General features: G+C 62.7%; 20 protein-coding genes and 1 pseudogene. 5 read left to right on the forward strand and 16 right to left on the reverse strand.

The window, feature by feature from the left end; all coding sequences use genetic code 11:
• Positions 1-339: 339 nt before the first annotated feature.
• From fbaA to R0V12_RS04655, 9 genes are all read right to left on the reverse strand, one after another.
• Positions 340-1,374, reverse strand: a complete 1,035-nt coding sequence (gene fbaA, locus R0V12_RS04615; protein ID WP_413774863.1) for a class II fructose-bisphosphate aldolase — start codon at positions 1,372-1,374, stop codon at positions 340-342.
• Between the two features lie 51 nt (positions 1,375-1,425).
• Positions 1,426-2,637, reverse strand: a complete 1,212-nt coding sequence (locus R0V12_RS04620; protein WP_070479572.1) for a glycoside hydrolase family 76 protein — start codon at positions 2,635-2,637, stop codon at positions 1,426-1,428.
• A 12-nt stretch (positions 2,638-2,649) separates the two neighbouring features.
• Positions 2,650-3,315, reverse strand: coding sequence for a TrmH family RNA methyltransferase (locus tag R0V12_RS04625; RefSeq protein ID WP_070361824.1), 666 nt, complete (start codon positions 3,313-3,315; stop codon positions 2,650-2,652).
• Positions 3,302-3,835, reverse strand: a complete 534-nt coding sequence (gene pyrE / locus R0V12_RS04630) for an orotate phosphoribosyltransferase (RefSeq protein WP_256005602.1) — start codon at positions 3,833-3,835, stop codon at positions 3,302-3,304. Before pyrE ends, R0V12_RS04625 begins: the two co-directional genes overlap by 14 nt.
• Positions 3,825-4,982, reverse strand: a complete 1,158-nt coding sequence (locus R0V12_RS04635) for a type III secretion system chaperone family protein (protein WP_240492780.1) — start codon at positions 4,980-4,982, stop codon at positions 3,825-3,827. Before R0V12_RS04635 ends, pyrE begins: the two co-directional genes overlap by 11 nt.
• A gap of 12 nt (positions 4,983-4,994) precedes the next feature.
• Complete coding sequence (locus R0V12_RS04640; RefSeq protein WP_256000819.1) at positions 4,995-5,837, reverse strand: sulfurtransferase; 843 nt, start codon at positions 5,835-5,837, stop codon at positions 4,995-4,997.
• Between the two features lie 23 nt (positions 5,838-5,860).
• The gene (locus R0V12_RS04645) at positions 5,861-6,274 is read right to left on the reverse strand and encodes a DUF4265 domain-containing protein (RefSeq protein WP_320072938.1); all 414 of its coding nucleotides are present in this window, start codon (positions 6,272-6,274) and stop codon (positions 5,861-5,863) included.
• Positions 6,275-6,296: 22 nt separating this feature from the next.
• The gene (gene clpB, locus R0V12_RS04650) at positions 6,297-8,855 is read right to left on the reverse strand and encodes an ATP-dependent chaperone ClpB (RefSeq protein ID WP_320072939.1); all 2,559 of its coding nucleotides are present in this window, start codon (positions 8,853-8,855) and stop codon (positions 6,297-6,299) included.
• 263 nt (positions 8,856-9,118) lie between these two features.
• A complete protein-coding gene (locus R0V12_RS04655; protein WP_070479579.1) occupies positions 9,119-10,471 on the reverse strand; it encodes a sodium/glutamate symporter in 1,353 nt (450 codons plus the stop codon).
• 79 nt (positions 10,472-10,550) lie between these two features.
• On the opposite strand from R0V12_RS04655, the gene R0V12_RS04660 reads away from it, so the two are divergent.
• Entirely contained in the window at positions 10,551-11,651 is a 1,101-nt protein-coding gene (locus R0V12_RS04660) for a ferredoxin reductase domain-containing protein (protein ID WP_320073029.1), read from the forward strand.
• 129 nt (positions 11,652-11,780) lie between these two features.
• Here R0V12_RS04660 and R0V12_RS04665 read toward each other — a convergent pair.
• Positions 11,781-12,449 (reverse strand): annotated as a pseudogene (locus R0V12_RS04665) (nitrilase-related carbon-nitrogen hydrolase); the annotation flags it as partial.
• 89 nt (positions 12,450-12,538) lie between these two features.
• Here R0V12_RS04665 and R0V12_RS04670 point away from each other — a divergent pair.
• From R0V12_RS04670 to R0V12_RS04680, 3 genes are read left to right on the forward strand one after another with little or no spacing between them, the layout of a single operon-like run.
• Complete coding sequence (locus R0V12_RS04670) at positions 12,539-12,784, forward strand: hypothetical protein (protein ID WP_070479585.1); 246 nt, start codon at positions 12,539-12,541, stop codon at positions 12,782-12,784.
• Positions 12,777-13,961: an alpha/beta hydrolase gene (locus R0V12_RS04675; RefSeq protein WP_256005610.1), complete on the forward strand. Its 1,185-nt coding sequence runs from the start codon at positions 12,777-12,779 to the stop codon at positions 13,959-13,961. The genes R0V12_RS04670 and R0V12_RS04675 overlap by 8 nt, the downstream gene beginning before the upstream one ends.
• Before the next feature lie 47 nt (positions 13,962-14,008).
• On the forward strand, positions 14,009-15,772 hold the full coding sequence (locus R0V12_RS04680) for a pyruvate dehydrogenase (protein ID WP_070361814.1): 1,764 nt from the start codon (positions 14,009-14,011) through the stop codon (positions 15,770-15,772).
• A gap of 697 nt (positions 15,773-16,469) precedes the next feature.
• Here the strand turns inward: R0V12_RS04680 and R0V12_RS04685 are convergent.
• From R0V12_RS04685 to dnaK, 6 genes are all read right to left on the reverse strand, one after another.
• Complete coding sequence (locus R0V12_RS04685; RefSeq protein WP_084028531.1) at positions 16,470-17,390, reverse strand: nucleotidyl transferase AbiEii/AbiGii toxin family protein; 921 nt, start codon at positions 17,388-17,390, stop codon at positions 16,470-16,472.
• Entirely contained in the window at positions 17,390-18,334 is a 945-nt protein-coding gene (locus R0V12_RS04690; protein ID WP_320072940.1) for a type IV toxin-antitoxin system AbiEi family antitoxin domain-containing protein, read from the reverse strand. The genes R0V12_RS04685 and R0V12_RS04690 overlap by 1 nt, the downstream gene beginning before the upstream one ends.
• Positions 18,335-19,019: 685 nt before the next feature.
• A complete protein-coding gene (locus R0V12_RS04695; protein WP_070361811.1) occupies positions 19,020-19,418 on the reverse strand; it encodes a heat shock protein transcriptional repressor HspR in 399 nt (132 codons plus the stop codon).
• Positions 19,419-19,420: 2 nt separating this feature from the next.
• Positions 19,421-20,626: a molecular chaperone DnaJ gene (dnaJ, locus tag R0V12_RS04700; protein WP_070479591.1), complete on the reverse strand. Its 1,206-nt coding sequence runs from the start codon at positions 20,624-20,626 to the stop codon at positions 19,421-19,423.
• A 103-nt stretch (positions 20,627-20,729) separates the two neighbouring features.
• Positions 20,730-21,317 carry a nucleotide exchange factor GrpE gene (grpE, locus tag R0V12_RS04705; RefSeq protein ID WP_320072941.1) on the reverse strand — a complete coding sequence of 196 codons (588 nt, stop codon included), beginning with the start codon at positions 21,315-21,317 and terminating at the stop codon, positions 20,730-20,732.
• Between the two features lie 30 nt (positions 21,318-21,347).
• A complete protein-coding gene (gene dnaK / locus R0V12_RS04710; RefSeq protein WP_320072942.1) occupies positions 21,348-23,177 on the reverse strand; it encodes a molecular chaperone DnaK in 1,830 nt (609 codons plus the stop codon).
• 241 nt (positions 23,178-23,418) lie between these two features.
• Here dnaK and R0V12_RS04715 point away from each other — a divergent pair, with 241 nt between their 5' ends.
• Positions 23,419-24,681, forward strand: coding sequence for an AI-2E family transporter (locus tag R0V12_RS04715; RefSeq protein ID WP_320072943.1), 1,263 nt, complete (start codon positions 23,419-23,421; stop codon positions 24,679-24,681).
• Positions 24,682-24,708: the final 27 nt, after the last annotated feature.

The raw sequence follows: 24,708 nt of genomic DNA on the forward strand, positions 1-24,708 counted from the left end.
GTCACATTTCAAGACACCTAACCGCATGAAGTGTGAACTGCTGGAACCTTCCAGACGCTTTCAGTGCCAATAGACGCACCGCATTTTTCGCGACCTGGGCTTTTGCCGAATTCGGCGGAAGGGATTGCGTCCTTTGGCACTGGCGCTAAAGGACGCGACACCAGATTCCAGGTTTTTGGAGAAGCGGCTTCGTAAAACCCCAGGTCGCCCGGCCACGAATAGGAATCTGGTGCACAGCAGGCCCCCACAGGGCCCCAAAAGGCCCAAACAACCTACACACGAAGAAACCCCCAGGACCGCGAGGATCCCAGGGGGTTTCAGGAAAAGCAAGCAGTACGACTACTTGGACACGGAGGTGCCAACGGAGCGCAGGTCCTGGCAGGCCTCGATGACACGGTCGGCCATGCCCTGCTCAGCCTTCTTCATGTAGGAGCGTGGGTCGTAGACCTTCTTGTTACCCACTTCGCCGTCGATCTTCAGGACGCCGTCGTAGTTCTCGAACATGTGGGAAACCACTGGGCGGGTGAAGGCGTACTGGGTGTCGGTGTCAACGTTCATCTTGATGACGCCGTAACGCAGGGACTCCTCAATCTTCTCCTTCTCGGAGCCGGAGCCGCCGTGGAAGACGAAGTCGAATGGGTTGGTGCCAGCTTCGAGGCCGAGCTTCTTCTCTGCAACCTTTTGGCCCATGTCCAGGACCTCTGGGCGGAGCTTCACGTTGCCTGGCTTGTATACGCCGTGGACGTTGCCGAAGGTTGCGGCCAGCAGGTAGCGGCCGTTCTCGCCGGTGCCGAGGGCGTCGATGGTCTTCTCAAAGTCCTCTTCGCTGGTGTACAGGTTGGCGCCAGCCTTTGCCTGGACGCCGTCTTCTTCGCCACCGACGACGCCGATCTCGACCTCGAGGATGATGTTGGCCTTGTGTGCCTTCTCCAGGAGTTCCTGGGCGACCTCAAGGTTGTGGTCGATTGGGATGGCGGAGCCGTCCCACATGTGGGACTGGAACAGTGGGTTCTCGCCGCGGTCGACGCGCTCCTGGGAGATCGCGATGAGTGGGCGGACGTACTCGTCGAGAACCTCGAGCTGGCAGTGGTCGGTGTGCAGCGCGATGTTGACGTCGTAGTGCTTAGCGATCTCATGTGCGAACGCAGCAAGCGCCTGGGCACCAGCAACCTTGTTCTTCACGGACAGGCCAGAGCCGAACTCTGCGCCGCCGGTCGAGAACTGGATGATGCCGTCAGACTCGGCTTCTGCGAAACCACGAATTGCGGCGTTGATGGTCTCAGACGAGGTGCAGTTGATGGCCGGGTATGCGAACCCGCCCTTCTTTGCAGTGTCGAGCATCTGGTTGTAGACCTCAGGGGTTGCAATTGGCATGAAGATAACCTCCACTAGAGCTTCTTAGGTACGCCAACCAGTATGCCTGCTTTACTGACTATTTGCAGCCGCCACCCGAGCAGCCGCCTCTAAGAGCATCCACCCGGAAAGCTGTACTGAAAGGTCCCTCTCATCAATTCGGACCAACCCGACGGCTTCGCTCAGGGACGACGGGCCAAGCCCGTAATTGTGGGGAAGGCGGGCGTCTTCGGTCCACCGCGCGGAGAAGATCGGCAGCCCGTCGACCTCCAAACGATGGGACCAAAGGGACTCCGCCGAGGCCATAATCAGCCTTGATGCTATCTTTTTGGTCGCGATGTTCTGGCGGGAATCTTCAGGGAGGCGGACTGCAACATCTGCGAGGTAGCGCGCGAGAATTCCCTTGAACAGGCCGCCGTCGCCGTCGCCAGATTCGTAGGACTTGTTCAGAATCACCCCCTGGGGGGTAGCCATATGCAGGACAATCGCTTCCACAATTGCCCGGATATGTGTGATGTAAAACACGGAATCGTCGGCGCGTTTTGAGTACGCGAAGGAGTCGATTGGCTCGTCATCGCGAAGTCCGACGTCGGCGCGCAACGCCAACGCAATCTCTAGACTCGCGCCGAGCACCGTGCCCTGGTTGTACGTATACAGCTTGTCGACGACCTCCGGGCCATGCATCCGCATTCGGATCCCGTCCTGCACCAGGCCGGATTCGGTGACCAGGTTGTCGAACGTCCAGTCAAGCAGCTCGCGGGCCTTGTCCAGGCGGCCAGTGCGTGCAAACAGCAGCGCCGCCGGGCCGTTTGAGGGCACGTTGTAGAAGGTTTCCTCCGTGCGCCACGGCAGCACACCCATCACCGGGTCGATACCGGCGAGCAGGTCGAACTCCAGGGCGTCGAGGGCCTTCGTGCGGCGCGCCAAGCCCTCGTCGACAGCGCGGTTCCACGCCAGCGCCAGCCAGGCCTTATCGTCGTAGTACTTGTTCTTCGTCAGCTTGCCCAGGTTGCGGCGCTGGATGCCACGCAGGGTGTCTTTGAGGCGGCGCTTGTGGGTTTTGGTGGGGCGTCGAATAGCGGCGTCGATCTGGCAGTCCAAATAGTGGGCCTGCCACCAGTAGTGCCAGTGCCAGTAGAGGCGATCCTTCGAGCCCGGCGGCCACGTGACCACCGCGAGGTTCGTCTTCGGCAGCCCCCACAGGCGGGAGGCGTGCCGCTCCTGCACGGCCGATTGAGCCAGGTCAGCGCGGTGCGACCATGTTTCCGCGGCGGTTTCTTCCACAACCTTCACCTTTCACCAAGCAGTACTCAAGTCGGCGTGCTGGCGTATCCACGCGTGCATCGCGATGCCCGCGGCAACGCCCGCGTTAATCGAGCGCGTCGAGCCGAACTGCGCAATCGAGCACGTCATCGACGCCTCGCGCTGCGTCTCGTCCGTAATGCCGGGACCTTCCTGCCCGAACACTAACACGCAGCGCTGCGGAAGTTCCGCCGTTTCGAGCGGCACGCAGCCGGGCGTGTTATCGATCGCCACAATCGGCAGGTCGTGCTCCTTGGCCCACTGCGCGAAATCCTCGATCGTCGCGTGGTGGCGGATGTGCTGGTAGCGGTCCGTCACCATCGCGCCGCGCCGGTTCCAGCGCCGCCGCCCAATAATGTGGACTTCCTCGGCGAGAAACGCATTCGCGGTGCGCACCACGGTGCCGATGTTGGCGTCGTTCTCAAAGTTCTCGATCGCAACGTGGAACGGGTGGCGCCGCTGATCCAGCTCCTCGCGGATCGCCTCCAGCGACCAGTAGCGGTAAGCGTCCACTACGTTGCGACGATCCCCCTCCTCCAAAAACTGCGGATCCAGGCGGGGGTCATCCGGCCACGGGCCCTCCCACGGGCCTACGCCGTGGCGGCCCTCATTCCACTCCGTCGGTCCTTTGGCCTGCTCAGCCTGCTCAGTTGAGTCCAAGGTCCTCGAGCCCCAGCAGGAATCGGTAGTCCAGGCCGGCCTCGTGCAGGGCGTCGGCGGCGCCGGTTGCGCGGTCCACCACGGTGGCCACCGCGACGACCTCCGCGCCCTCAGCGCGCACGGCCTCCACCGCGGTCAGCGGCGAGTTGCCCGTCGTGGTGGTGTCCTCCACCACGAGGACCTTCTTGCCAACAATCGACGGCCCCTCAATCCGGCGCTGCATCCCGTGCTTCTTCGCCTCCTTGCGCACCACGAACGCGTCGATCGGGCGGCCGGCGGCGTGCATCACGGCCGTGGCCACCGGGTCCGCACCCAGCGTCAGACCACCGACCGCGTCGAACTCCAGGTCCGCCGTCATCTCACGCAACAGCTTGCCGATCAGCGGCGCAGCCTCATGGTGCAACGTCGCACGACGCAGATCCACGTAGTAGTCCGCCTCCTTCCCGGAGGAAAGCGTGACCTTGCCGCGCACCACGGCCAGTTCCTTCACCAGCTCTGCGAGGCGTGCTTTATCGTTCATGATCGGTTGGCTCCTTCTCGGTGTCCGGGGTGTCTGACGTGTCGTTGAAAATTGTGGAGGGCTGCTGCTCGCGGCGCACTCTGGTCAAATCATAGAGCTGCGCGCCGTCATCGGCAGGTGAACCGTCCGCGATCGGCGCCACAGAATCCGCCCCAATCTCGTGGTCCTCCAGCTCGCCGAAACCTCCGCCGGTGACGCGGGTCGGCAGCTCGAGTGGTTCCTCCGGGCGCTGCACCTGCGGGGTCTCCGGCTCAAGTGCCTCCTCGGCACCGAGCACCGGCGCAAGCGCCGCCGCCTCGCGCGGTGGCAGCGTGCGTGCCGCGTCCGCCAGCAACGCCAGCGGCGCGAACGTGTCCTCCCAGTCCTGTGGCGTCGAACCGCGCTCCAGCTGGGCCAACACCCAGTCTTGTTCGCACCACACCGCGCACACGCTTTCGGGCATCTCGCGCAGGGCGGTGCGCACGCGCACATCGATGAAGCGCAGGACGGGACCGGGCTCATTCGTGAACAGCTCGAAGCCCTCGACGGTTTCCACCAGCACCAAATCCGCCGAGGAATCCGCCTGGAACTGCGGGCGGCGCATATCCACCACGATGTCGCTGACCTCACCCGTTGCGACGGCCACCACCGTCACACCGCCAAGGTCCACCACGCGAACATCATGGCCGTAGACCTGGCCCGCCACGACATCGCGCGGTTCCGCACCGGACGCCGCCGCACCCCGGTGCCACTCGTCGACCAGGTACTCATCCACCTTGGAGAAGCGGAAGCCGTGCTGCTCCGCCCACAGGCGGCGCTCCCGGCGCGACGCGCCCGGCAGCTGCAGGCCCGACATGCGGTGCGGGCGCTTCGGGGCAGGCTCGGGCGCCGGTGTTGGCTCGGGCTCCGGCTCCGGCTCCGGGGCCTGTTCCAGCTCTAGCTGTGGCTCTGGCTCCGGCGCAGGTTCCGGTTCGGGTTCCGGTTCCTCTTCCACCTCGAGCGCAGGCTCCTCTTCGACCTCAGGCTCCACGTCCGGCTCGGCCTCAGGCGAGGGCTCGGCTGGTGGCGGAGGGGGCGTCGATAAGGAGGGAGACGCAGGTGCAAACCACAACCAGACAGCCGCGACCACGAGCAGCGCGGCCAGCCCAAACAACACGTAAGCAATCATCGAGGATTGATACTACAGTGCCGTGGCGACCTTATTCCCCAACCGTGCACTCCACTGCGACCAACCACCCACATAATGCGTGGCCACCGGCAGGCCCGCGTGCTCCATCGCCGCGATAAGCAGCGCGGAGTGGTTGCCCGAACCCGAGTACGTGATCATCTTCGCCGGGTCCGTATTCTGCGTCACTCCCAAGCTTGCGAAGCGGTCGCGGATGTAGTCCGTCTCCTTGACCTTCCTGGTCTCCTTGCAGAACAGGTCCGCCGCCGGCAGGTTCAGCGCCGACGGAATGTGGCCCGCCTTCAAGTCCAGTACTTCTCGACGCCCCGCAAAGCGCTTCTCATCACGCGCATCAATCAGGATGCCCTCGAACTGCTGTACGTCCTCCAGCGTCGCCACCGGAAGCTTGCTGCCCTCCAGTTCCAGGTCGCGCGGGACAACCACGTTGCCCGGGCCGGCGATGGTCTTGAGGCCCTCGGCCTCCCACTCGCGGAAGCCGCCGTCGATAATGTGGACGTGCTCCAGGCCTGCCCAGCGCATGATCCACCAAGCCCGGGCGGCGAAGACGCCGGAGCCCTGGTCGTAGATGAAGACCGGGCGGTTCGCCTCGACGCCCCACTCCTCGAGCGCCTCATCGATCACGGCGAGCGACGGCAGCGGGTTGCGGCCCTCGCGGCGGCCCGGCATGCCCACGAGGTGGCCCTCCAGGTCACCGTAGACGGCAGTCGGGATGTGCTCGGACTGGAACTTCTGCCAGGCCTTGCCTGCCTCCGGCTCCCAAGAAACATCGAGCACCGTCTGCTTCTTGCCGGACTTAATACGTTCGTACAGCTCCTGCGGAGAAATAAAAACAGTCATACATAACACCATACGCGTATGGCTCACGCTGTATAGCCAGGTGCGAGCTGGATCACTCCCGAAGCGGCCAAACCCTCCAGCCATTCATCAATCCCGGCCTTCGGACAATCCGCACCTATCGACGCCGCCAACATCCCACCCGGGCCCATCTCCACCCGGCAACCAAACGCCAACAACGTCTCCGCCAGCGAAAACGGCAACTCCCCCTGCGGCAAAATCCGCACCGTGGACGCACCCCCGCGCACCACGACCTTATTCACGTGGAACATGCCGCCAACGCGCACGCACTCCACGATGTCCCCCACCGCCAACGACACATCCACAAACGGGACCGACGCAACGACGAAGTGGCCGCCGCCAAGCTGGTGAGCCTCAAGTTGCTCATTCTCCACGCCTGGCACGGCCACCCGTGTGTAAATCGTCGTCGTTGGTTGCATGGACAGCAGTGTAGCCCGAACGCTACTTCGCTGCCGACACCACCAACTCCTCACCATCTTCCGCGACGTCAACCTGCACCGCATCACCATCACGGATCGTGCCGGCCAGCAGCTCCTTCGCCAACCGGTCACCGATCGCCTGCTGGATCACACGACGCAGCGGACGCGCACCGTACGCCGGGTCGTAGCCGCGGTCCGCGAGCCAGGCCTTCGCGGCGTCGGAGACGCGGAGCTGGAGGCGTCGAGAAGCAAGGCGATCGGCGAGCGTGCCCAGCTGAATATCGACGATGCCCACCAGCTGCTCCTTCGTCAGCGGCTCGAACACCACCACATCATCGAGGCGGTTGATGAACTCCGGCTTGAAGTGCGCCTTCACCGCGTTCATGATCTGCTCACGGTCGCCGCCCGCGCCCAAGTTCGACGTCAGGATGATCACCGTGTTGCGGAAGTCCACCGTGCGGCCCTGGCCGTCGGTGAGGCGACCCTCGTCGAGGACCTGCAGCAACACATCGAACACATCCTGGTGTGCCTTCTCAACCTCATCGAACAGCACCAGCGAGTACGGGCGACGGCGCACAGCCTCAGTGAGCTGGCCGCCAGCGTCGTAGCCGACGTACCCCGGAGGGGCACCGACCAAACGCGCAACCGAGTGCTTCTCGCCATACTCCGACATATCGATGCGCACCATCGCCGCCTCGTCATCGAAGAGGAACTCCGACAGCGCCTTCGCAAGCTCCGTCTTACCCACGCCAGTTGGGCCCAGGAACAGGAAGGAACCAATCGGACGGTTTGGATCCGCAACGCCCGCACGCGAACGCCGCACCGCATCGGACACAGCCACGACAGCTTCCTTCTGACCCACAACGCGGCCAGCCAGGATTGCTTCCATGTCCAGCAGCTTCTCGGTCTCCCCCTGCATCATCTTGCCCGCAGGGATACCCGTCCACGCCGACACAACCTCAGCAATCACCTCAGGAGAAACCTCCTCCGTGAGCATCGTCCTTGACGACGCCCCCGCCGCCTCCTCAGCGTCCTTGACCTGCTGCTCCAGCTCCGGAATGCGGCCGTAGCGCAGCTCCGAGACCTTCGCGTAATCGCCCTCGCGCTCCGCGATCTCGGACTCGTTGCGCAGGTGCTCCAGCTCCTCCTTCGCAGCCTGCACCTTATCGATCTCCGCCTTCTCATTCGACCAACGCGCCTTCAGCTCACCAAGCTTCTCTCGTTGATCCGCCAACTCCTGGCGCAAATCCGTCAGACGCTCCTTCGAGGCCTCGTCGGACTCCTTCTGCAGCGCGATCTCCTCGATCTCAAGCCTGCGAACGATACGCTCCAGCTCATCAATCTCCTGCGGCGAAGAATCAATCTCCATCCGCAGCCGCGAACCCGCCTCATCGACCAGGTCAATCGCCTTATCCGGCAAGAACCTGTTCGTGATGTAACGGTTCGACAGCTCTGCCGCCGCCACCAGCGCCGAGTCCTGGATCCGCACGCCGTGGTGCACCTCGTAGCGCTCCTTCAGGCCGCGCAGGATACCGATCGTGTCCTCCACAGTCGGCTCGCCCACGTACACCTGCTGGAACCGACGCTCCAACGCCGCATCCTTCTCGATGAACTGGCGGTACTCATCCAACGTCGTCGCACCAACCAGCCGCAGCTCGCCGCGCGCCAACATCGGCTTAATCATGTTGCCTGCATCCATCGCGCCCTCGCCCGTGGCGCCAGCGCCGACGATGGTGTGGAGCTCGTCAATAAACGTGATGATCTGCCCGTCGGACTCCTTAATCTCGTCCAACACCGCCTTCAGGCGCTCCTCGAATTCGCCACGGTACTTCGCGCCCGCAACCATCGACCCGAGGTCCAGGGAGATCAGCGTCTTGCCCTTCAGCGACTCTGGGACGTCGCCCGCCACGATGCGCCTTGCAAGGCCCTCGACGATCGCCGTCTTACCGACGCCCGGCTCACCAATCAACACCGGATTATTCTTCGTACGACGGGAAAGCACCTGCACCACGCGTCGAATCTCCGAATCGCGACCAATGACCGGGTCAATCTTGCCCTCGCGCGCACGCGCCGTCAGGTCCGTCGAATACTTCTCCAGCGCCTGGAACTGATCCTCCGGCGACTCAGTGGTGACCTTCTTATTGCCGCGAACCGACTGGAACGCCGCCTTAATCGCCTCAAACGTGGCGCCGCGCTTCTTCAGCAGCTCCGCCGCGTCATCATTCCCGCGCGCGATACCCGCCAGCAGCACCTCAGTAGAGACGAACTCGTCACCGAGTTCGCCCGCCAACTCCTGCGCCGCGTTCAACGCATTCAGGCCGTCACGGTTAAAGTTCGGATTCGCCATATTCTGGCCCTCCGCCTTCGGGTAGGAATCGACCAGCTCAGCCGCCTCCTTCGCGACCGTCTGCGGGTCCACACCCGTCGCCTGCAACACCGGCGCTGCAATGCCGTCCTCCTGCTTCAGGATCGCCTCAAGTAAATGCGCCGGACGAATATCCGGGTTCCCCTTTGCCAACGCCTGCTGCAGCGCCTGTTGCAACGCCTCCTGCGTTTTCGTAGTTGGGTTAAACGAAGACATGTCCGTTTTCCTTTCTCTTTGCGTTTTGTTTTGTTGTTCACTCTCCCTAACGCACGAGAAGTTGAGTCTGTTCCACTCAAGGTTGGATGTGGGGCGTTTTCGGGGGTGGCGCTGACTTTGAAGCTCCGCAAATCGCTTGGAAACGCACTGGAAGCGCACGTCAAAACGCAAATGGTAGTAACAGGATTGTAGTAATCCCCGAAAATGGCCCCAAAAAGCGGATTACTACATTCCTGTTACTACCATCTAGGAAAATGCCGGCCCTATTCCTGGGCAGCCACGGCCCCTGAGCCGTGTTTCTTGGCGGGCACCCACTTCAGCGCGAACGCCACGACCACCACCGCAACGGCGATCAGGAACGACACCCAGCCGAACGCGGTGGTGAACCCGGCGATGATGGCGATTGGGGCGAGGATGGTCATACCGATCTCGAATGGGGCGAAGCCGACGTAGGCCACACCGTATTCGTTGAGAGTGCCGGACTTCAGTTTGGGGTCGACCATCTTGAGCAGGGCGATACCGGTGGCGACTGCGGCCGTCGCCCAGCCCCAGCCGAAGATGCCGCGCTCGAGCCAGTTTTCGCCGAAGAAGAGCGGGCCGGCCCAGGCCATCCATACGACGCAGAAGACGGTGCCGAGCACGAACATGATGAGCAGGGCCTGCCAGTACCCGGCGAGTGCTGCGGGGACGATGGAGGCGATGCCGAAGGCGATCATGAAGTCGGTGGCGGCGCCGGAGACGGTGGAGATGGTTTCGCGATCGAGGTAGTTGGGTCGCTTGAAGGCGACGAGCAGGCCGCGGCCGATAAGGCCGATGACGAAGGCCATGGCGAACAGTGGGATGGAGACGTTGCTCCACATGCTCTTGATCCAGGTGTTGACGGTGTAGGCGATCAGCACGGTGATGAGGATGAATCCGGCGTGGAGTGCCAGCGGTTCGATGGAGGATGGGTTTGTGGTTGCGCGTCCGATGGAGGGGCGCTCGGACTCAGCGGCGATGTAGCCGGTGCGCAGGTCTTCGGGGAGGGTGCCACGGAGTTCGGTTGCCTTGCCTTTCCGGATACCCCAGTTTGCAACGATGACGCCACCCACGATAGCGACGAGGGTTCCCACGGTGGCGGAGGTGAATCCGATGGAAGACGCTTCGGCGATGCCGATGTCCTCAAGTGCAGAGCCGACGGCGGCGGCGGTGCCGAAGCCGCCGACGAAGCCGACCGGGAGCATCATGCCGAACCATGGTTCGGTGCCGAAGAATGGCGCGAAGAAGTACAGCCCCAGGAGGATGAAGATGCCCCACTGGCCCATGAACATGGCCGTCGAGTAGCCCCACATGTTGCGGGCGCCTGAGGCGACGGAGCCGCCGAGGTTCATGGAGTAGGCCATGGAGGCGAACACGACGGCGATGAGCAGCGTTGTGTAGGTGCCGACTTGGTCGGACCAGTGAATGACGCCGAGGACCTCTTGCCCGAGGATGAGCCCGAGCAGCCCGGCGGTGATCGGTGCCGGCAGGAGCAGCGCCTGTAACACTTTCAGTCGGTTTCGGAGCACGTTTCCGATGATGAGCAGGATGGAGATCCATCCGATATCCGTCAGAAGTGTGTACGGCGTGTAGTCCACTGCGGCACCTTTCTCTCTAATTGTTTCCCCGCTCACACTAGTCCACCTCACCGAGGCTGAGAAACAGTACCCTGGCCCTATGAGAAAGTTTGCCCCCGTCGCGGATGGCCCGAATGCGGCCGCGTTGCAGGTGCTCGCGGAGCAGGATTCCGAGGTGCGCGCCACCCTGTTTGAGCGGATTGTGGAGCAGTATCCGCAGGCAGCGATGGTCTTCCCGGAAAGTGCCACGGAGGTGCCCCAAGTACTTGTCGACGCCGCTTCGTTCACCCTCGCGTCCACCCAGGAGTCCGAGTCGGCGGGGGCAGCAATCCCTGAAGCAACCCTTATCCCGCTGCGCGAGTGGGCGTTGGATCTGCGGCGCACTGGGTTTCCGGCGTCGGAGTTTCCGGCGGTGGCGGAGATCGTTGGTGGGGTTGTGGGCGTCGATACGCAGGTGTTGGTGCGGGCGGCCCGCGAGATGGAGCGGGTGTCGCGGGAGGCTGACGAGGCCGGGATGGCCGCGGCGTCGGTGGCGCAGGTGACGTCGGTTGTACAGGACGGGTCGGCGTGGGTCGTGCGGGCGGAGGCTTCCGCGGCGGTGGGCTATGCGGCGGGGCAGGCGCTGCCGGTGATGCGAGCGGGCAACCAGGGCGTGTGGTGGGCGTTGGCCCCGGCGGTGCCGCCGAACCGCTTTGGGCAACTGGAGTTCCACCTCGACGGGCCGGATGTGGAGGTCGGCGACTACCTGACGCTGGGGTCCGCGCGGGGACCGGCGGTGCGGGCGAACCGGCCGAAGATGCTGCTCGTGGCCGTGGGCACGGGCTGGGCGGCGGCGAAGTCGGTGGTGTTCGGGCTCATCGAGGAGCGCATCCGCCCCGAGGTGCACCTGGTGCTGTGCGGGGACGACGTGGACGATCTTTACGACACCCGCACCATCAACTCGCTCGCAGATTCGCAGCCGTGGCTGCAGGTCACGCGCGTCGCGCCGACCCCGGGCGAGTTTGGGGAGAGTTCCGCGAAGGCCATTTGGGTGCCGGGGCCGGCGTTCGTGTCGGCGCCGGGCACGTGGTGGGACCACCAGATCGTGCTGTGTGGCAAGGGCGCCGAGGTTGCGGAGTACCGCGAGGCCCTCGAGGCCGCTGGCGCTAGCGGGATCCTTACATGCGCGACTGACGCAGTGGTCCAGTTTCCGACAGCCTAATAAGAGGTACGTCCTCCTGCACGGCCGCGACCTGCGCGATGTCGATGTCGGCGTCGAGGAGCTGGGGCCGTAGCCGGCCTCCACAATCCGGTGCCCGTCCGGCGCCACAACAGTGGAGAACCCGATGCCGGTCGGGCCGGACTTCTCGCCGGCCTCGGTCTCGTGGTTCGGGCGGGACTGCCCGGCCGCCGCGATGAACGCGCCGGAGTCGAGGGCGCGGGCGCGCGTCAATAAGCGCCACTCCTCGAGCTTGCCTGGGCCGTCCGCCCAGCTCGTGGGCACCACGATGACGTGCGCACCCATCGCCGCCAGCTCCTTGAACTGCTCCGGGAAGCGGATGTCGAAGCAGGTGGCGACGCCGATGGTGGCGTCGCCGTGCCGGAACGTGAGCAGGGTGTCGCCGGCTTTGACGGTGCGGGATTCGTGGTAGCTGTGGGCGTCGTAAAGGTGCACCTTGTCATAGGTGAGGATGCGTGGGGCGTCGCTGTGGCCGTCGAGGATGAGGGTGGTGTTGTAGACGCGGTTGATGTTGCCGACGGTGTCCGCCGGGCGGAACGAGCCCGCGACGATGGTCACGCCCAGCTCCTTGGCCAGCGAAAACAGCCCCTGCGTGAACGGCCCGTCGGTGTCCTCGGCCTGGTAGTCGAGGCGACCCGCCCCGAACGCGTGCGAGGCGGCTTCCGGCAGCACGATGAGCGTCGCGCCCCGGCGCGCGGCCTCCCTGACCTGGGGTTCTATGCGCGAAAGGTTGCGCATTTTATCAGGTCCGCTGGTGAATTGTGCCAATGCGATACGCATGTGGATAACTTTAGCGAATCTGAAATTTTATCCACAGGGTTTCGGGGTTTTTCCTTGCCCCGTTTCGGTGGGTTTTCGAGGATGGGTGCATGCATCTCTCAACGACTATCCCGTCCCTCGCCCGCTCCCACCGCGTCGCCCGCACGTCGCTCCCCCGCGCTGAGCTGCGCGACAGCGCCAGCGCCGCCGCGTTACGCTCGCTGGAGGATCGCGCCCAATCGCTTTTCGACGCCTCCACCACCGCCCTCAACACGCACTTAGAATCCATCGCCTCATTTGCGGACGACTGCATCCACTGCGACACCCGCCTCGCGGAGGCGTTGCGCCATGTCTGATGCGTACCGCCCTGCCCTAGACGCCGGGCAGCTGATGGTCGCCGCGGGCGTGTTGGAGGGCGCCGTCGCCGAGTTCCGCGCGCGATCGCAGGCGTGCCACGTAGCTCGGTCCGACCTGGTAGGGGCGGGTTTTCGCGGGTCCGCACCTACCGCGGCCCTGCAGCGCCTCCAACGTGTCGACGCCACCTTCGCCCACCCTGTCGACGACCTCACCCAGGCCGCCAAGGTGCTGCGCCGCTACGCCACCTGGCAGGCGCGTCTCGACGCGATGGCCCGATCCCTGCGCGGCAGCCCCGTCTACGCGCTGGCCGTACAGGTGCTCAACGGGGTTTCGCGGACCTTCGACACGCTGTGCGCCGCCGAGCTCGAGGCCCTGTGCAAGGCGCACGAGCGGGACCTGGAGGCGGCGCGCGGACACGTGCCACTCATCGCACGTCACGGCATAGACCTTGGCCAGGTACACCGGACAAACCTGGCCACGCTCGACCCGGCGCGCCGCGAGCTCGTTGAGTCCGCGGGCGCGACCGTGCTCGAGGCCGGACCCGTGTCGGCGACGCTGGCGGTCGGTGACGTCGTGGACCCGGCGCGTGTGATCACCATGGTCGCCGGCGTGTCCACCGGCCGCCCCGAAGGCTTGAGCGGTGAGCTTGCCCGTGCGCAGTTCCTCGCCGAGCGCACCGGCGCCACAGTGATCCTCTGGCAGGGCTACGACCCGCCACCCAACGTGGTCAATGGCCTGGACCCCGGCCCGGCGCGCCGCGGCGCCGACGACCTCTCCGCCTTCCAACTCGCGCTCACCGACCGCTTCCCCAACGCCCACCGGGTGGTCCTCGCCCACAGTTATGGCACACGCGTAGCCACCGAGGCCGCCGTCCACCACGGCCTGCTTACCGACCAGCTCTGGCTCGTCGGCAGCGCCGGCGTCGCCGGTAGCCACGTGAGCGACCTACGACTGGCAGGGCCGGACTCGCGGGTGGTCGCCGTGGATTCTCCGGACGATCCGATCCTGTGGACCAGGTCCGGTCCGCAGGCGGTGCTGGGGGCGTCGCCAACTGATCCCGCCTACGGCGCACGCATCCTACCTGGGGTGACGGGCGGTCATAGCGCCTACTTCACAGACGAGGCCTTTGTGTCAGATCTCACACAATCTTTCGAGTTCCAGGAGGAACAAAGGTAACATGATAAGCGGTTAATTTATTCTTCAAATAAAAGGAGATTTTAGGAATGGCTCAGAACTTCGCCTCGGCATTCGTTGCCAAGCTGAAGGAGCTCGGCGTCAAGCGCATCTACGGCCTCGTCGGTGACTCCCTCAACCCGCTTTCCGACGCCGTCCGCACCCAAGGCATCGAATGGGTCCACGTCCGCAACGAAGAAGCCGCCGCATTCGCCGCCGGCTCCGACGCACTCGCAACCGACGAACTCGCAGTGTGCGGCGCATCCTGCGGCCCAGGCAACACCCACTTCGTCCAAGGACTCTTCGAAGCGCACCGCAACGGCGCAAAGGTCCTCGCGATTGCCTCACACATCCCGTCCTTCCACATCGGGTCATCCTTCTTCCAGGAAACCCACCCAGAAATGCTCTTCCAGGAGTGCTCCTCCTACTGCGAGATGGCAAACTCCGCCGACCAGGGCATGCGCGTCGTCCACAACGCCATCCAGAACACCATGTCCGGCAACGGCGTATCGGTCGTCGTCGTCCCAGGTGACGTCTTCGCACAAGAAGTCACCGCCGACGCCCCAACCCTGTCCGGCAACTACGCCACCGGCGGCAACAAGCGCGTCTACCCAGACCCAGCCGAAGCCGCCCGCCTGGTCGAAGCCATCAACGAGGCAGACACCGTCACACTCTTCTGCGGCTACGGCGCCAAGGACGCCCGTGACGAAGTCTTCGCACTTGCCGAAAAGATCAAGGCACCAGTCGGCCACTCCTTCCGCGGCAAGATGTACATCGAGTACGACAACCCATACGACGTCGGCATGTCCGGCCTCCTCGGCTATGGCGCCTGCCACGAAGCCTCCGACAAGGCAGACCTCTTCATCATGGTCGGCACCGACTTCCCATACACCGACTGGCTGCCCAGCAAGAACGTCGCCCAGATCGACATCGACGGCGCCCACATCGGCCGCCGCACCAAGGTGCACTACCCCGTCATCGGCGACGTCAAGAGCGTCATCGAAAACATTCTCCCGCACATCGAGGAGAAGAAGGACCGCTCCTTCCTGGACGCAATGCTGAAGCGTCACGCTGAGCTGCTGGAGTCGGTCGTCGGCAAGTACACGACGGAAGCCCGCGAAGCCCGCACCCCAATCCACCCAGAGCTCGCCGCCTCCGTCCTCGACGAACTCGCCGACGAAGACGCCTACTTCACCGTCGACACCGGCATGTGCAACGTGTGGTCCTCCCGCTACCTCACCCCCAACGGCAAGCGCGACGAATCCGCATCCTTCCTGCACGGCACCATGGCCAACGCCCTCCCGCAGGCCATCGGCGTCCAAGCCGCATTCCCCGACCGCCAGGTCATCTCCTGGTCCGGCGACGGCGGCCTCGGCATGCTGCTCGGCGAACTGCTCACCGTCAAGCTGCACAACCTGCCAGTGAAGACCATCGTGTTCAATAACTCCTCACTCGGCATGGTCAAACTCGAAATGCTCGTCCAAGGCTTCCCCGAGCACGAAACCGACCACGACGGCGTCAACTACGCCAACATCGCCGAAGGCGTCGGCATCAAGTCCTTCCGCATCGAAGACCCCGCCGACCTGCGCCCGAAGCTCAAGGAGGCCCTCGCCTACGACGGCCCCGTCCTCGTCGACATCGTCACCGACCCGGACGCCCTGTCCATGCCACCAAACATCACCTGGGACATGATGAAGGGCTTCACCGCCGCCGCAACCAAGACCGTCCTCGACGGTGGCGTCGGCCGCATGATCGACCTGGCACGCTCCAACCTCCGCCACATCGGCGGCGCAGCGTCGATCACGTTCAAGTAATGATGCGCTAGGTTTTGCGGCTTTGTGGCCTCGGGCTTTTGTCCGGGGCCACTTTGCGTTTTGGGGGTTGCCGGCCTCGCCCGCGTCGACCAGCACTTGCGTTTCCCCAGGTCGCGTCGTCTGTCCACGAAGCAAGTTCCCACGACCACTGCTTCTTCACACCAGATTCCGGGTTTTCAGCGAGCGGATTTACAAAAACCCAGGTCGGACAAACCCGATGTAGGAATTTGGTGCGCACCCTCCCCTGCCTGGCGCCCTCAAACCACTCAAAGCGTGGGATTCAAAGCGTGCGATGCAGGTCGCGCTCTCTCACTCAACCGGGCCGATTTCCGGCGACCAGCATCGCACTCCTTAAACACCTCGACACGAGCACTGCAAGCAAAATCCCGCAGCCCGACCGAACTCCAACGCCACTCGGCCACGAGGTGCACAAGCACTTACACCGCATAGTCGTAGATCTCGCCGAATGCAGAAGCCCGATGAGATTTATCAAAGCGGGACCAACCCAATCGTGGGATTCGGCTCCAAATACAAAACCATGCTCGGCCTTCTCGGTAACGTGGTAAAACTCGAGCGGGCAATCATCTGCGAACACCAGGCCAATGGGATCGCGAAAGCCAGCTCCCCGACGGCGAACAGGTGACTCAGGCGCGCGAGTGGGGTAAGTGAGAGGTCTGCACCAGCGACCTATATGTTGTCAGGATTCCCATGTCTGCTTCTGCGGATTCCATACCCCGGCCACGATTGACGCACTAAGAAGCGGGTTTAAGCACCCTCCGACGACGCCAAGTGCGGTTGCAAGATCGTGATACTCCGCAGGGAAATCAGCTGCTTGCCGCGCCTGCTTCGGATAGGCCTGGGACCACTGCGGACCAGGACTAATCATCTCCTTTGGAAGATCAAGACCGCGGTGGGTGGCTTCCTTTGTCATGAGTGTTTGCAAGAGCTTCGCATCGATGGATTGGCTGGTCACAATCCGGACCAAGTCGATGAGATCGTGGTACCGCGTTGATGGTTCTGCCCCGTGCAATTCGTAGCAGGCGCATAGTTTGTCGGCAGCAACGTTTTCAACCGGAACCATTCGGATAACTGCACCGGATGGAAGCCCCTCGTACTCAATGACCGGATTGATCGTCACAGAGTCAATCGGGGCGTCGAGATGCTGCTGCGTAGATATATCCACGCTGAAGGATACGACCTGCTGCGCCCCGATCCTGAGAATGACTTTGAATGATCCTCTGGTCCGGTCCATCGGGTCCTGATTATCCCTTGCCGGCTCTTGTAACTCGAAAGTGAAATCGGGATCTGTCGGGCCAGGCTCATCAACTAGCACCTGCAGCTCTCGGAGCGCTTCTGCAGGAGGGACTTGCTCCCGGCGCGCTAAGTCGATGTCGCGACTGCGTCGACCAGACCCGATCCGTAAGAGAAGGCTCGTCCCTCCTTTGAGGACCCACACACAGTCATCATGAGCAAATAATCGGGTCAGGAACATATCGAAAGCGAACTGGTGTTGGATATTCTCCACTGTCACTGACTGTCGGCGGGCTTCGTTACGAAGCTTCGCCAAGAGTTGCGTCCGCTTGCGAACAATACGGCTGACTGGTGATACCGCACTCATTATTCACCACCATCAGCAGAGTCTGACGCAGGGTGATGTTTCTTAAACAAAGCATTCACTGGAGCCTGGATCGCTTCCAACGTGGCGTGATCTAGTTTCCAGTCTTTCGAACGGAGGGTTTGCTGCGACGCGCCCTGCATCAACGTCGCTTCCTGCCCAGGGGTCGTATGCTTTCTCGATAACAACTCATCCGACAGTTGGCGCATCAGTGCTGACGCTACTGCTTCTCCAACGTCCTCCATCATGTTGGCCCAACCATCAGGGGTCGATTTCCTACTGTAGGCCCTAGCTTCTGTTGCGCTGTCATGCTCAGGGAAGCGTCGCAAAGATTCCGCCACCATCTCATCGCCCGAGCTACTGCCGTAGGAACCAGCATAGGGATCAACTACCCGCGCAACCTCCGAGGGGCTAAGACGCCGTTCGTGAATTCCGTCCGCAATTACGTGGTAAAGCTGGTCCCCATCAAGGCGATCTTTCGCCAGGTCGCGGATCGTACGCGCCACGGTCGTCACTGGAAGGCCACGAACTATCATCCAGTCCTCATCCTGAAGATCAGCAGTGCGATGAGACATGTCAGTCGCGGATGATTGCTTCCGTTTCGAGGACGTAAAAGTATGCGTTGCCGGGGTGATATCACCCAATTCAAGCACGCTGGCAGCCGAGACATGGGAGACAACGATCGGGTTTTCTGCATGGAGACGTTCCTCAGCGAGAATCCCCGGCCTGGTCGACAACCATGCCGCCCGGATCTCCGTCAGTGAATCTTCCGCCACACTAGAAAGGATGTACACACCTCGACGGATACGACGTATGTAATCCCCCTGCGCCAATCGTGTCATCGTCGTGGTATCAATCCCCTCCCTTGCCGCTTGGGCAGAGGTAACCAATCCATGTTGCAGATAGGAATACGCTGCCAAGATAGTCTGAGCTTCAGAAAGCTTCATGTAGCAAACATATCAAATACAACACTAGGAAGCTATGTTTACTACAGTAAAGATGTAGCAAACATAACATTTACGGACATTCAGCGATATGAAGACCAGACCCTCTCCATCCCAGGCTTGCGCTACACATTCATCAGATCAAGCACTTCAACAACCCCTCAGTGTCCTCACTTCTTGAGCACGACGCCCCCACGAGGCGACCCGCCTATCCACGACTCAACTGGGACTGCCAATCAATCAGCATCCTTGAAATAGTTCCCGCGCCCGGGAACCATTTGGCGTTTCAGGCCTGTTCCCGTCGACCAGCACTTGCGTTTCCCCAGGTCGCGTCATCTGTCTACGAAGAAAGTTCCCACGACCACTGCTTCTTCGCACCAGATTCCGGGTTTTCAGCGAGCGGATTTACAAAAACCCGGGTCGGACAAACCCGATGTAGGAATTTGGTGCGCATCCACCCCTGCCTGTCACCCTCAAACCACTCAAAGCGTGGGCTTTAAAGCGTGCGATGCAGGTCGCGCTTTCTCACCCAACCGGGCCGATTTTCGACGACCAGCATCGCACTCCTTAAACACCTCGACACGAGCGCAGCGAGGGCAAAACACAGCACGCACCAGCTCCCAAGAACCCCCAAACAAAAGAAAACAGCCCCCGCCAAGCATCAAAGCGAAGCAGAGGCTTTCCACTATTACCGCGCCCGGCGACGCGACCTGGCGGAGGATGGCTCCCACGTCACCAGCGCGGTTGAGCGTGGGACGTGAACGAGCTCCCCGCCGCGCGGGCGTGATTCCAGGCGTTGGCGCAGTTGCGCGTTTTCTTCGCGTTTGGCCGCCAGTTCTTCTTGGAGCTCGTCGATGTGTTCGGTGAGCTCGATGATGGTTTTGATGCCGGCGAGGTTGACGCCGTCTTCCTGGGAGAGTTGTTGGATCCGGCGCAGCATGGAGATGTCGCGTCGGGAGTAGCGGCGTCCGCCGCCGCTGGTCCGCATCGGTGTGACCAGGCCGATGCGGTCGTAGGTGCGCAGGGTTTGGGCGTGCATGCCGGTGAGTTCGGCGGCGACGGAGATGACGTAGTACTCCTCAGCCATGGTTATGCACCTCCTGCCCACCCGGCGCGCGGGTCGAAGCCGGAGTCGCGTTCGGCTTGTTGGTAGGCGCGCAGCGCGCTGGTGGCGGCTGCGTCCAGGTCCTTGGGCACTGCGACTTCGACGGTGACCAGCAGGTCGCCGGCGTTGCCGGATTTGCGTGGCACGCCGCGCCCCTTGACTCGCAGGGTGCGCCCGTTGGGGGTGCCTGCGGGGACCTTCACGCGGACGTGTTTGTCCAGGGTGGGCACGGTGATGGTGCCGCCGAGGGCAAGTTCGCTGAAGGAGACGGGGACGGTGACTTCGAGGTCATCGCCGGTGCGGGTGAACACTTTGTCGGGGCGGACGTGGACGGTGACGAAGAGGTCGCCGGCTGGTTTGCCGTTGGGGCCTGCTTCGCCTTGTCCTGCGAGGCGCACTTTTTGGCCGTCGACGACGCCGGCGGGGATGCGCACCGTGATGGTGCGGGAGCGCCGGACGGTGCCGGTGCCGTGGCACGTGGTGCACGGGTCCTTGATCACGTCGCCGGTGCCACCGCAGTTGGAGCATGGGCGGGCCATGCCGAATGCGCCGGAGTTCTCGCGGACGTAGCCGGAGCCGTGGCACTGTTCGCACTGGGTGACGTGGCCGGATTTGGATCCGGAGCCGTGGCATGTGGTGCATGGGGCGTCGCCGGTGAGTTCGACGGGGAAGGTGGTGCCTTTGGCGGCTTCGCGGAAGTCGAGGGTTATTTCCGTCTCGACGTCCGCCCCCCGCGACGGCCGAGCGTTCCTGCCAGCAGCGCCGCCGCGGTTAAAGAGGCCACCGAAGAGATCACCAAGGCCGCCTTCTCCAGCTTGTCCAGCACCCCCGGCTCCTCCGAAGATGTCGGAGAGGTCGGAGAAGTTGAAGTCGCTCTGCCCCGTTTGGCGAAACCCTCCCGGAAAGCCGGGACCTCCTGCCCCTCCGAATCGGCCGCCGAAGCCGCCGGAGCTCATCATCGCTTTGAACTGGTCGTATTCTTTGCGTTTTTCTTCGTCGCCGACGACGTCGTACGCTTCTGCCACCTTCTTAAACTTCTCCTCGGCGGCTTTGTTGCCGGGGTTGGAGTCGGGGTGGTTTTCGCGTGCGAGCTTGCGGTATGCCTTCTTAATGTCAGCTGTGGACGCGTCTTTGGAGACGCCGAGGTCGCCGTAGTAGTCCTTGTTGGCCCACTCTTGTTGCATAGCCATCTCGCACCCTCCTTTCTCGGATGAATTTTGTTATTTCAAGTACAAAACCGGGGCGTAAAGGCCGCTTTTCGCGCACCTCACGCCCCGGCCCTGGGTTTTGTTGTTACTCGTTGTCTTCAGCAGGCTCTTCCGCAGGATCGGCGATGATGACCATTGCGTTTCGCACGAGTCGATCGCCTACGCGGTAGCCCTTGCGCAGCACGGTGCCGATGACCTTGTTGTCGCCGGAGGACAGGTCTTGGACTGCCTCGTGGGTTTCGGGGTCAAAGGCGTCGCCTTCTGCGCCGAAGGCTTCGACGCGTTGCGCGGTGGCCACGCCACGGAGTTTGTCGGCGAAGGCTTTCAGTGGGCCTTCGTTTAAGTCTCCGTGTTGTTCGGCGAGGTCGAGGTCGTCGAGAAGCGGGAGCAGTTCGGTGGCGAAGGCTGCTTTCGCATGCTCGGCGATGGCCGCGCGTTCCCGCTCGGTGCGGCGCCGGTAGTTTGCATACTCGGCGCTCACACGCTGCAGGTCTTCGGTCCGCTCAGCAAGCTGCTTTTCGACGTCATCCTGCTCGCCCTCGTCCGTTTCCGGTGCAGCGTCGGCGTCGACCTCAGCTTCAGCCTCGGGTTCGGCAGCTTCTGCTGCTACTGCCTCGGCTTCTTCGATCAGGTCTTCAACCTGCTCCGGTTCCGGAGTATTCGGGTTCGTCATGGTGACCTCCTTCTGCAGTGTTGCTGTTGTTTACTTGGTTTCGTCGGTGTCTTCGTCGACTACCTCGGCGTCGACAACGTTGTCGTCGGCTGCCTCGGCCTGGGTTGCGCCCTCGTTGGCCTGTGCCTCGTAGAGCACCTTGCCCAGCTCCTGCGACTCGGTGTTCAGCTTCTCGACAGCCGACTTCACCGCTTCAAGGTCATCTCCCTTGAGTGCTTCGTCGACGGCGTCGGCTGCCTCGGTGACGCGGGTCTTGAGGTCCTCCGGCAGCTTGTCGGCGTTGTCTTCCATGAACTTGCGCGTCTGGTAAGCCGCGGACTCTGCACCGTTGCGGGTTTCCTGCTCCTCGCGGCGCTTCTTGTCCTCGTCGGCGTGTGCCTCGGCGTCCTTGATCATGCGGTCGATCTCCTCCTGGGACAGGCCGGAGCCGTCCTGGATCTTGATCGTGTTCTCCTTGCCGGTCGCCTTGTCCTTCGCGGAGACGGACACGATGCCGTTGGCGTCGATGTCGAAGGTGACCTCAATCTGCGGAACACCGCGCGGTGCCGGAGCGATACCTGCCAGCTCGAAGGATCCGAGCAGCTTGTTCGCGGAAGCCATCTCGCGCTCGCCCTGGAAGACCTGGATCTGCACGCTTGGCTGGTTGTCTTCAGCCGTGGTGAAGGTCTCGGAACGCTTCGTCGGGATGGTGGTGTTGCGCTCGATGAGCTTGGTCATCACGCCGCCCTTGGTCTCGATGCCGAGGGAGAGTGGGGTGACGTCGAGAAGCAGGACGTCCTTGACGTCGCCGCGCAGGACACCTGCCTGCAGCGCAGCGCCCAGAGCCACGACCTCGTCCGGGTTCACGGACTTGTTTGGCTCCTTGCCGCCGGTGAGCTCCTTGACCATGTCGGTCACGGCCGGCATACGGGTGGAACCACCGACCAACACAACGTGGTCAATCTCGCCGACGGAGAGGCCAGCATCCTTGATGACCTGGTTGAACGGCGCCTTGGTGCGGTCGAGCAGGTCAGAGGTGATCTTCTGGAACTCGGTGCGCGTCAGCGTCTCGTCGAGGAACAGTGGGTTCTTCTCGGAGTCGACGGTGATGTACGGCAGGTTGATGGATGCCTGCTGGGAGGAAGACAGCTCGATCTTTGCCTTCTCAGCGGCCTCACGCAGACGCTGCATCGCCATCTTGTCCTTGGACAGGTCGACGCCCTGTGCGGACTTAAACTTATCGACGAGCCACTCAACAATGCGGTTGTCCCAGTCGTCGCCACCGAGCTCGTTATCGCCCGCGGTTGCCAGGACCTCTACGACGCCGTCGCCGATCTCCAGGAGGGAGACGTCGAAGGTACCGCCACCAAGGTCGAAGACCAGGATGGTCTGCTCCTTGTCAGCCTTCTCAAGACCGTATGCCAGTGCAGCTGCCGTTGGCTCGTTGACGATACGCAGGACGTTCAGGCCCGCGATCTGGCCGGCTTCCTTCGTAGCCTGACGCTGTGCGTCCTCGAAGTAGGCCGGGACGGTAATGACGGCGTCGGTAACCTCGTCGCCGAGGTATGCCTCTGCGTCCCTCTTCAGCTTCTGCAGCGTACGTGCGGAAATCTCCTGCGGGGTGTACTTCTTGTCATCAATCTCGACGGTCCAGTCCTCGCCCATGTGGCGCTTGACGGAGCGGATCGTGCGGTCAACGTTGGTCACCGCCTGGTTCTTTGCGGACTGGCCAACCAGCACCTCGCCGTTCTTCGCAAATGCGACGACGGACGGGGTGGTGCGCGAACCCTCAGCGTTTGCGATAACTACCGGCTCTCCACCTTCAAGGACAGAGACAACCGAGTTCGTCGTACCAAGGTCAATACCTACTGCGCGTCCCATTTCTACATTTCCTCCTGTGTTTATCGAAGTATTTTCTGAAGTTAATCCGAAGTTGAATCGCCTCGGCTCAACTTGACGGGAACCACTGTAGCAGAAGTTCCGCCAATCTTGAGCCTGTCGCGCTCAATTCTTACAACATGCTATCCAGAAAGTTATTCCCACTAGACTCAACTTTGTTGATTTTCCCAGTTCAAATGGCGTAAATAAGTTATGTCTGACAGGTCTGGCACAATGTCTTGGTATGAGCAACAAAGTTGAACCACAGGAGGAAACACAGCCCACCGCGGCCGACGCCGCGCAGGAGCTTTCCTCAGAAAATGTTGACCGCAGCACGGTCATCGCCTCCGACGGGCGCACCGCGGCAGCTTGGGCGGCGAGATTCATCATCATCGTCGCCGCCACCGCCATCCTGCTGTACCTGCTGAAGTACGTCTGGATGGGACTGCTGCCGATCTTCCTAGCGCTCATCGTGTGCACGGTGCTGTGGCCGCCAGTGGACTGGCTGCGCAAGAAGAAAGCGCCGCCTGCGCTCGCTGCGGCCGGCGTGCTCGTGGGGGCGTTCGCCATCATCGGCGGCATTTTCGCCGCGATGGCCCCGACCGTTCGCACCCAGGGCACCCAGCTCGTCGACCAGGCGCAGCAGGGTATTGACCAGATCACGCACTGGCTGCGCGACAACGTCGATAACGAGCTCATCGATCCAACCAAGGTTCAAGAGGTCATCGACCAGGTCACGAACGTCCTGCGAGGCCAGGCCTCCAACATCGCGTCTGGTGTGTTCTCAGGCCTCGGGGCGATCGCGTCCGTCGGCACCACCTTGGCGCTGACCCTGATCCTCACCTTCTTCTTCCTGAAGGACGGCTCAAAGTTCCTGCCGTGGCTCAAGGGTTACGTCGGCGTGCGCGCCGGTTGGCACCTCACCGAGGTCTGCATGCGTTCCTGGAACACGCTGTCCGGCTTCATCCGCACGCAGGCGGTCGTCTCGGCTGTCGACGCCATCTTCATCGGCCTCGGCCTGCTCCTACTCGGCGTGCCACTGTGGCCGGTCCTGGCAGTGATCACGTTCTTCGCGGGCTTCGTCCCCATCATCGGTGCGGTCACGGCGGGCGCGTTGGCGGTGATCATCGCGCTGGTCTCCAACGGCCTGACCAACGCCATCCTGGTGCTCGTGCTCATCATCGTGGTGCAGCAGCTGGAGAGCAACATCCTCCAGCCGATCCTGCAGTCCCAGGCAATGGGCCTGCACGCAGCGATCGTGCTGCTCTCCGTGGCGCTCGGCGGCACGCTGTTCGGCATCGTCGGCGCGTTCCTCGCGGTGCCGGTCGCCGCGGTCCTCGCTGTCTGGTTCCGCTACTGGGCAGAGATGGTCTCGCTCCGAACTGGCGAAGTCACCCCCGACGAGGTCCAAATGGCCACCCAACAGAGCCAGACGTTGGACTCCAAGGAGGCCTTCAACGCCGTGCGCGAACACATGGCGCAAATGGGCAGGCGCTCCAAGAACTAAGCATGTAGCGCTATATTGTTAAGATAA

The organism is Corynebacterium sp. UMB2355A (assembly GCF_033877495.1).
GTDB classification, from domain to species: Bacteria; Actinomycetota; Actinomycetes; order Mycobacteriales; family Mycobacteriaceae; genus Corynebacterium; species Corynebacterium pseudogenitalium.

Excerpts from the sequence above, each read along its gene's own strand:
- fbaA (WP_413774863.1), bottom strand. The coding sequence starts at position 1,374 with ATGCCAATTGCAACCCCTGAGGTCTACAACCAGATGCTCGACACTGCA.
- pyrE (WP_256005602.1), bottom strand. The coding sequence starts at position 3,835 with ATGAACGATAAAGCACGCCTCGCAGAGCTGGTGAAGGAACTGGCCGTG.
- R0V12_RS04635 (WP_240492780.1), bottom strand. The coding sequence starts at position 4,982 with ATGATTGCTTACGTGTTGTTTGGGCTGGCCGCGCTGCTCGTGGTCGCG.
- R0V12_RS04640 (WP_256000819.1), bottom strand. The coding sequence starts at position 5,837 with ATGACTGTTTTTATTTCTCCGCAGGAGCTGTACGAACGTATTAAGTCC.
- R0V12_RS04645 (WP_320072938.1), bottom strand. The coding sequence starts at position 6,274 with ATGCAACCAACGACGACGATTTACACACGGGTGGCCGTGCCAGGCGTG.
- clpB (WP_320072939.1), bottom strand. The coding sequence starts at position 8,855 with ATGTCTTCGTTTAACCCAACTACGAAAACGCAGGAGGCGTTGCAACAG.
- R0V12_RS04660 (WP_320073029.1), top strand. The coding sequence starts at position 10,551 with ATGAGAAAGTTTGCCCCCGTCGCGGATGGCCCGAATGCGGCCGCGTTG.
- R0V12_RS04670 (WP_070479585.1), top strand. The coding sequence starts at position 12,539 with ATGCATCTCTCAACGACTATCCCGTCCCTCGCCCGCTCCCACCGCGTC.
- R0V12_RS04675 (WP_256005610.1), top strand. The coding sequence starts at position 12,777 with ATGTCTGATGCGTACCGCCCTGCCCTAGACGCCGGGCAGCTGATGGTC.
- R0V12_RS04680 (WP_070361814.1), top strand. The coding sequence starts at position 14,009 with ATGGCTCAGAACTTCGCCTCGGCATTCGTTGCCAAGCTGAAGGAGCTC.
- R0V12_RS04685 (WP_084028531.1), bottom strand. The coding sequence starts at position 17,390 with ATGAGTGCGGTATCACCAGTCAGCCGTATTGTTCGCAAGCGGACGCAA.
- R0V12_RS04690 (WP_320072940.1), bottom strand. The coding sequence starts at position 18,334 with ATGAAGCTTTCTGAAGCTCAGACTATCTTGGCAGCGTATTCCTATCTG.
- R0V12_RS04695 (WP_070361811.1), bottom strand. The coding sequence starts at position 19,418 with ATGGCTGAGGAGTACTACGTCATCTCCGTCGCCGCCGAACTCACCGGC.
- dnaJ (WP_070479591.1), bottom strand. The coding sequence starts at position 20,626 with ATGGCTATGCAACAAGAGTGGGCCAACAAGGACTACTACGGCGACCTC.
- grpE (WP_320072941.1), bottom strand. The coding sequence starts at position 21,317 with ATGACGAACCCGAATACTCCGGAACCGGAGCAGGTTGAAGACCTGATC.
- dnaK (WP_320072942.1), bottom strand. The coding sequence starts at position 23,177 with ATGGGACGCGCAGTAGGTATTGACCTTGGTACGACGAACTCGGTTGTC.
- R0V12_RS04715 (WP_320072943.1), top strand. The coding sequence starts at position 23,419 with ATGAGCAACAAAGTTGAACCACAGGAGGAAACACAGCCCACCGCGGCC.